The organism is Hyalangium sp. (assembly GCF_035629615.1).
GTDB lineage: Bacteria > Myxococcota > Myxococcia > Myxococcales > Myxococcaceae > Hyalangium.
Genome location: NZ_DASPHO010000363.1, coordinates 1 through 4,956, shown reverse-complemented (window position 1 = coordinate 4,956; position 4,956 = coordinate 1). Strand labels below are relative to the sequence as shown.

Annotated in this window: 3 protein-coding genes; all 3 read left to right on the top strand. The window is 71.1% G+C overall.

The window, feature by feature from the left end:
- Positions 1 to 76: 76 nt before the first annotated feature.
- The 3 genes from VD972_RS18625 (at position 77) to VD972_RS18615 (ending at position 4,774) form a co-directional block, all read left to right on the top strand.
- Positions 77 to 2,383: a DUF4139 domain-containing protein gene (locus VD972_RS18625; protein WP_324988833.1), complete on the top strand. Its 2,307-nt coding sequence runs from the start codon at positions 77 to 79 to the stop codon at positions 2,381 to 2,383.
- Positions 2,384 to 3,937, top strand: coding sequence for a mucoidy inhibitor MuiA family protein (locus VD972_RS18620; RefSeq protein WP_324988831.1), 1,554 nt, complete (start codon positions 2,384 to 2,386; stop codon positions 3,935 to 3,937). It abuts the gene before it with no gap.
- 123 nt (positions 3,938 to 4,060) lie between these two features.
- A complete protein-coding gene (locus tag VD972_RS18615; RefSeq protein WP_324988829.1) occupies positions 4,061 to 4,774 on the top strand; it encodes a hypothetical protein in 714 nt (237 codons plus the stop codon).
- The last annotated feature ends 182 nt before the right edge of the window (positions 4,775 to 4,956 follow it).

The following is a 4,956-nucleotide window of genomic DNA, read 5'->3' as shown; positions in this document are numbered from 1 at the left end:
GGGGGCCTATGAGCCGCGCTCGCTCTCTGGGCCCGGGCCCGCTAGCCTGGGGGCCACTCATCTGGAGGGGGCCTCCATGCTCGTTGTCCCATCCGTCCTGGACGCAGTCACCGTCCATGCCGACGGAGCGCTCTGCACCCGCGTGGCCATGGTGCCGGCCGAGAATGGCCGGCTGCCCATGCAGGTCCGCATCAATGGCCTGCCGCTAGGGCTCACCACCGGCTCGCTGCGCGCAGCCATCCTTCAAGGCCCCGCCGGTCTCGCCGTCCGCGACATCCGCCCTGCCTTCGACGCGCAGCTCCCCCCCGAGCCCGATGTCCCCGCGGAGCAACGCGCACTCGAGGATGCTCAGGAGGCGCTCGCCAGCGTCTCCCTGGAGCTCCAGCGGGTGCAGCAGGATCTCGACGCGCTTCAGCAGCTCGGCCCCTCCTTCCTGCAGCCCAAGGAAGGCCAGGAGCCTCGCGAGGCCTCCCCCACCGCCGTCCTCGCCCTCGCCGGCTTCGTGGACGAGGAGCTGGCGGCCCTCCACGCTCGGAAGCTCGACCTGGAGCGGCGCCACCGGGACGCGACAGCAGAAGTGGAGCTGCGCCGACGCAGGCTACAGGAGGGCTCGTCCGCGGTGCGTGGCCAGCGCGCAGTGCTGTACCGCGCCGCCCTCATCACGCTCTCGGAGGCGGGCGCCGTGGAGGGGGAGACGCGGCTGGCACTCGAGTACGCCGTGCGCGGAGCACGCTGGGTGCCAGGGTACGAGCTGCGCATGCCGCGCTCGCTCGACGGCGGGACGCTGCGGATGCGGGCCTCCGTGCTCCAGCGCACCGGCGAGGACTGGCAGAACGTGAAGCTGTCCCTGTCCACCGCCCAGCTCCACCGCCGCGCGGATGTGCCGGAGCTCAAGGCCCTGCGCATCGGCCGGCGCCAGCCTCCTCCGGCCTGCTCGGGGTGGCGCGAGCCCCCACCCGGGCTCGACGAGCTCTTCGCCGGATATGACTCCGCGGGCAGACCTCCACGTCCGTCCCAGCCCGCTCCAGTCCTCGCCAAGCCCCAGCCCAAGAACAAGGCCCCGGACCGCTCCATCACCGCGGAGCTCCCAGCGGGTGACGCCCGCTTCCAGGCGGCGGCTCCCGAACCGGCGCCCAAGGCCGACCTCTTCGAGCAGGATGCCGACGAACCCTCCTACTCCGCCATGCCCTCTCCGGAGGCGGAGGCACCTCGGATGATGAAGAAGGGCGGCGCTCTCTCCGGCATCTTCTCTTCGTCCAGCGCTCCGCCGTCCCCACCTCGTCAGGCTCCTACCGCCGCTGCCCCCAGACGAAGTGGAGCACCTGGGGGAGGAGGAGCTCTGGCTCGAGGCAGGAGGATGTCGGCCCCTCAAGAAGAGATGGCCAAGGACGCGGCGTACGACGACGCCCCCATGATGGACCTGGATGAAGGGGCTGCCATGGGCGGCTTTGGCGGCGCTCCCCCTTCGGAGCCGGAGCCCCCGTCGGGCCTCGAGCTCGGCGGCAACCTGCTGGACTACCAATCGCTGGAGCTGGCTCCCCCAAGCCAGCCCGGTCTGCGCGGCCGGCTTCAGCCCCGCCCCGCCTGGTCCTCCCAGGAGTTGATCGCGCTGACGGCGATGCATGTGCAGGTGGACATCGTCTCGCTGATCGCCATCCGCCAGCAGACCATGGACTCCGTCCACCAGATCAGCCCGCCCACTTGGGCCGTGCCGCCTCGCCAGTCCACGCCCCACTTCGACTACCGCTATGACGTGGAGACGCGGACCGACGTACCCTCGGACAGTGTGTGGCACACGGTGCCGGTGTTCTCGGCGCCCGTGGGGCTCGCCGCCGAGTACCTCTGCGTCCCATCCATGGAGCCGCAGGTCTTCCGCACGGTGAAGGTAGAGAACCGCACACCCCACGCGCTGCTCGCGGGCCCGGTGGACGTGACGCTCGGGGACGAGTTCCTCATGACCTCTCCCCTGCCCACGCTGGCGCCGGGCGCCACGCAGCGGCTGGGGCTGGGCGTCGAAGAGTCCATCAAGGTGTCGCGCAACACGCGCTTCGACGAGGCCTCGGGAGGCGTCTTCGGTGGAGCCGCGATGCTCACGCACCGGATCTCGGTAGAGGTGGCCAACCGGCTGGGCCGGCCGGTGATCGTGGAGATTCGCGAGCGCGTGCCCGTGATCCCCAAGGACGAGAAGGACATCAAGGTCGAGGAGACCGAGATCAAGCCTCCCTGGCGCTCCCCGGAGCCGCTGCCCGGAGACACTCCGGTGGACGGTGAGCGGACGTGGCGGGTAACGCTGCAGGCGGGTGAGAAGCAAGCGCTGGACGCGACCTGGGTCGTGAAGATCCCCTCGAGCAAGATGCTCCAGGGCGGCAACCGGAGGACGTAAGTGAGCACCCACGTCACACTCCCCGTCATCAAGGTCACCGTCCTGGAGGATCGCGCGCTCGTGGAGCGCCGCGGCGAGGTGACGATCCCCGCCGGCCCGCAGCGGTTGAGGGTGGAGGGGCTGTCACCGCTCGCGGTGGACCGGTCGCTCCAGGTCTCCCTGTCCGGGGGCACCATCGTCGGCGCGCGCGTGAGCCGCACCTGGAAGGAGCAGCCCAAGGAGGGGCTGCGCGAGCACCGCACGGAGCTCGGGCGCCGCGTCGAGTCGCTCGAGCAGGCGGTGCGGGTCGCCACGGGCGATGTCCTCCGCCTGGAGGCAAGGCTGAGCGTGGCGCAGGCCGCGCGCGCGGACGTGCTGCGCTCCATCTCCGAGCTCGTCGGCGCCGGCAAGGCGACGCCGGACACCTGGCGCCTCCACCTGGCGGCGGTGCGGGCGGAGGTGGGCTCTACGGAGGAGGCGCTGCGGCAGGCGCGCAAGCGGGAGGCCGTGGCCCGGCAGCGGCTGGCAGAGGCGCAGGGCGCGTTCGCGCAGGGCGAGCAGCCGGAGGCGAAGCTCGTCACCTCGACGGAGATGGAGGTGAACCACCCCACGGGAGGCACGGTGACGGTGGGCGTGGCGTACCTGGTGCCCAGCGCCGTGTGGCGTCCGGCGTACCGGGCCACGCTGCGGCCCGGCGAGGGTGGAGAGACCGTGGTGCTGGAGTGCGAGGCGGTGGTGTGGCAGCGCACGGAGGAGGACTGGAAGGACGTGGAGATGGCCTTCTCGACGGCGCGTCCCACGCTGGGAGCCAGTCCGCCGCGGCTGGTGGAGGATCGGCTGTACCTGCGGGACAAGACCCAGCAGGAGAAGCACACAGTGGAGGTGACGATCCGCGAGGAGACCGTTCAGACGACAGGCGAGGGCGGCGCCCGGCAGACCGAGGACATGCCCGGTCTCGATGACGGCGGCGAGCCGCTGACGCTGAAGGCCACCCACCGCGTCACCCTGCCCTCGGATGGAGCGCCGCACCGGGTGCCGCTGTTCCAGTTCACGGCGCCAGCCACCTCGGAGCTGGTGGGGACGCCGGAGCACTCGCCGCTGGTGCACCGGGTGGCGCGCTTCGAGAACAAGGGCTCCTCAGTGCTGCTGGCGGGCCCGGTGGATCTGGTGCGCACGAGCGGCTACGTGGGGCGGGCACAGCTCACCTTCGCGGGAGTGGGTGAGCGGGTGAAGCTGGGCTTCGGCAGCGAGGACGCCCTGCGCATCGCCCGCCAGGTGGAGACGAAGCTGGACACGAACCGGCTCACCGGCCGGAAGACACGGACGCACTTCGTGAAGCTGTTCCTCTCCAACACGGGCAGCCGGGCGGAGCAGATCGCCATCGAGGAGCGGATGCCCGTCTCCGAGGTGGAGGCAGTGGAGATCGAGCTGCTCAAGGAGAAGGCGAAGCCGGCCCCCTCGAAGGTGAGCCAGGACGGAATCCTCCGCTTCGAGCTCCCTGCCCCCGCGCGCTCCCAGCAGGAGCTGGCCTTCGCCTACACGGTCTCCAGCTCTGCCAAGGTGGCGGGGCTCTGATCGCGCGGGAGTCACGGCTCCCGCGCCAGGACGAGGCAGCCCTCTTTACGTCGTCAGGAGCTGGCCCTGACGGGCTTGAACGGCAGGTGTGCTGCTATCCTCCTCCCTACGAGGAGGGTTTCCATGCGTGTTCACGGGTCTGGAGTCATGGTGCTGTTGCTCGCCCTGGGGTGCGCTCAGGAGGGTGCGCTCCGCCCGGCACCTACGGCCCTAAGCTTGACGGCGGACGCGTCCACCATCGTGGGCGAGGCCCATGGGGTCCGGCTCCTGGCGAACGGCTCGAGCTGGGAGAGCTACCCCAAGGATCTCGATGACCACCTCACGCCCGTGGAGCTCGTCCTGGAGAACCGCAGCGGCCGGCCGCTGAACGTCCGGCTCCGGCACTTCGCGCTGGTGGGCGAGGCGCGCCATGAGGCGCTGTCGCAGGCCGCGATGGACCAGTTCTTCTCCACGCGGGCCACGCGCATCCAGGCTCCTCCTCCGCACACCGGTCAGCGCCTGCCCAACACTCCGCTCGCGGTGGGCGGCCACCCCTCGGATGGCGCCGACCGGACGTACACCCGCACCAACGGTACCAATGATGTGCGGTATGCAGGTCCTCCCTGCATCAGCTGCATGCCCCCCGCGCACGGCCTCACGGAGCCTTCGGCGGACATGGTGCGGCAGGCCTTCCACGAGGGCGCCGTGCCCGACGGGGGCACGCAGGCGGGCTTCCTCTACTTCCCCCCGCTCGACGCGCGGGAGGGCCAAGTCCAGGTCCAGCTCCAGGCGACCCTGGAGGACGCGCGCACCGGCGAGGCATTCGGCACGCTGAGCCTCCCGCTCCAGATCCGCTGAGGAGAGCACATGGGGAAGGAGCTGGGCCGATGAGTGAATCCGAGGAGGCGCCCACTCAGCCTCGGACCGATCCTTCCGGCCCTGTCGCGGAGGCTCCGTTCACCGTTCCCCTCGCCGGGCAGCGGGTGCTCGACCGCTACACCGTGCTGGGGCAGCTCGGCGCGGGCGGCATGGGCGTGGTG

What these genes read in the sequence shown, in the direction of transcription:
- VD972_RS18625 (WP_324988833.1), top strand. Translation starts at nt 77, where the DNA reads ATGCTCGTTGTCCCATCCGTCCTGGACGCAGTCACCGTCCATGCCGAC.
- VD972_RS18615 (WP_324988829.1), top strand. Translation starts at nt 4,061, where the DNA reads ATGCGTGTTCACGGGTCTGGAGTCATGGTGCTGTTGCTCGCCCTGGGG.